2 protein-coding genes are annotated in these 2,347 nt (G+C 70.9%); both read right to left on the bottom strand.

What is annotated here, in order from left to right; translation table 11 throughout:
* Positions 1-6: 6 nt before the first annotated feature.
* Positions 7-1,974, bottom strand: a complete 1,968-nt coding sequence (locus B4E30_RS15415; RefSeq protein WP_286796062.1) for a S9 family peptidase — start codon at positions 1,972-1,974, stop codon at positions 7-9.
* Between the two features lies 1 nt (position 1,975).
* On the bottom strand, positions 1,976-2,347 hold a 372-nt coding region (locus tag B4E30_RS15410; RefSeq protein ID WP_286796060.1), incomplete at its 5' end, for an SDR family oxidoreductase.

The following is a 2,347-nucleotide window of genomic DNA, read 5'->3' as shown; positions in this document are numbered from 1 at the left end:
GGCGGGTCAGCCGATCGGCAGATGGCGCGCCCACCAGCCGAGTACCGCGTCGAAGCGCTCGACCCGATGGCGCGGCTGGCCCGCCCGCGTGAGTTCGTGGTCCTCCCCCGGGAAGATCAGCATCTCCGTCTCGACGCCCTGACGCTTCAGCGCGGAATAGTGGCGCGTAGCCTGTTCGAGGGGGCACCGGTAGTCCGCCTCGGAGTGGATGACGAGTGTCGGCGTCGTGACGCGATCGACCACCGCCATCGGACTCTGCGCCGCGATCGCCTCGGGATCGGTGCCGACGTACTCATCCCCGAAGAACGTTCCGATGTCGCTCGTGCCTTGGAACGACACGGGGTCCAGGAAGCCGCGTTCGACGATCGCCGCGGCGAAACGCTCCTCGTGCGCGATGGTCCACGCCGTCAGGTAGCCGCCATACGACCCGCCCATGATGCCCACGCGGTCGCCGTCCAGTCGCGGGTCCGCCGCCAGGAGCCCGTCGAGAAAATCGAGAACGTCGGCCATGTCGACCGTGCCCATCGCCTGCCGGATGCTTCGCCCGTGCGCACTCCCGTAGCCCGCTGAGCCCCGGGGATTGCAATAGACCACCGCGTATCCGGCATCGACGAGCACCTGTGTCTCGTCGAAGAGGTGTATTCCATAAGCGGCATACGGTCCGCCGTGGATCTGAAGGATGACCGGGTGCGGACCCTCACCGTCCGGGATCGCGCTCCAGCCATGGATCGGATACCCGTCGCGGCCGGTGATCTCGTGCTCGGCGATCGGCACCGGGGCGATGGCGCCCGCTTCACCGTGGTGGGTCAAGCAGCGGGCCTCGCCGCCGTCCATCAGGAAGAGTTCGCCGAGGCTCCCCGGGGTCGCCGCTGCCGCGACGACCCTCGTGCCCGACGCGGCGTGACCGCTCACCTCGACATCGCCGTCGAGCACGGCGGAAGCGGTGCCGTCCCGTGCGACGCGGAGCAGGTGCACGCGCCCGCGGGTGCGGTTCTGCACGAGAAGGTCGTCGCCGACGACGGTCAGGTGGCTGCCCGCTTCACCCAGATCGAACCGGTCGGCGTCGTGCACGCGCCGGACGCCGTCTGCTCCGACGAGGAAGAGCCCCGTCGCCGGAGCGACGAAGTCGACCCCCCGCTCCCCGACATCTGCCGCCAAGAGAGCGAGCGTGCCGTCGCCGCACACGGCGAGGTCGGAGATCGTCAACCGCGCATCGGCCCCCACGACCTCCGACTCGTTCCCGTCGTCGAGGCCGACGGCGACGACGCGAGAACTGAGATCCCGGCGCGCCGACTCGATCGCATCGACGACGGTGAACACGCGGCCTTCGTGCACCGCCAGTGCGCTGTGCGATTCGTCACCGAGCGTCACCCGTCGCGAGGGGACCGGAACGGCGGGGGCCTCCTCCGACTCCCCCACGCGGGGCGCCGCGGGATAGGCGGGCTCGTCGTCCGGGTCGGCCACCGGCACCACGAAGACGTGCGACGGTCGGTCGGCGATGTATCCGACCCCGTTGGCGTGCCAGCGGATGCCGGTGACACGACGCGGCGCCTCCGCGGCAGGCTCGAGCCCGGCCACGGTACCGTACCGGCCCGGCTCGGGCACGCGGGCGAGGAAGACCGCGCGGTCACCATCGGGCGTCCACGCGTGCTCTGCGATCCCCAGAGGCTCATCCGTGATCTGCACCGCCTCTCCCCCGGTGGCGCGCACCACGAACAGCTGCGCCCTGCCGCCCGCGTCGGGGCGCCGGAACAGGACCCGTGAGCCATCGGGACTGATGAGCGGTGCCGCGTCGGCGACGCCGCGTGTCAGTCGGCGGGGACGCCCGTGGGGGAGGTCGGCGCGCCACACCTGTCCGACGTAGCGGTTCGCCCTGATGTCGGGTCGCGACGTCGCGTAGACCGCGAAGGAGCCGTCGCGTGAGATGTCGGGCCGGCCGACCGCGATGAGGGATTCGATGTCGGCGGCTCGCACGTCATTCCCCCGCGAACGAACCGGTGTCCCCGACCAGCCGGGTGTTGTCGGCGGGTACCGGCTCGATCGCCGCGAGGGCGACCTCGGCGGCGAACTCCGACACGTTGTACAGGCGCCCGGCCGACTCGCGACGTGTGGCGATCGCGCCGGGGTTCGCGCGTTCCAGGAGCGTGGCGGTGATGGTCCCTTCGATCATGTCGCCCGAGACCACGACGAACTCCACGCCGCTCTCGGCGAGAGCCGGGATGCGCTCACGCAGCGCATCCTCGCCGGCACGCTTGGACAGAGCGACCGGCTCGTATTCCGGCATCGTCGCCGTCGTGCGGATGAAGTGCGCCTGGTGGCTCGTCACGAACACCACGCGAGCGCCCTG

Origin of the sequence: Microbacterium sp. UBA3394, from assembly GCF_002358725.1 — a bacterium.
Lineage (GTDB): Bacteria > Actinomycetota > Actinomycetes > Actinomycetales > Microbacteriaceae > Microbacterium > Microbacterium luteum.
Note: the sequence above shows the minus strand (reverse complement) of the source record. Positions and strands in the feature narration are given on the sequence as shown.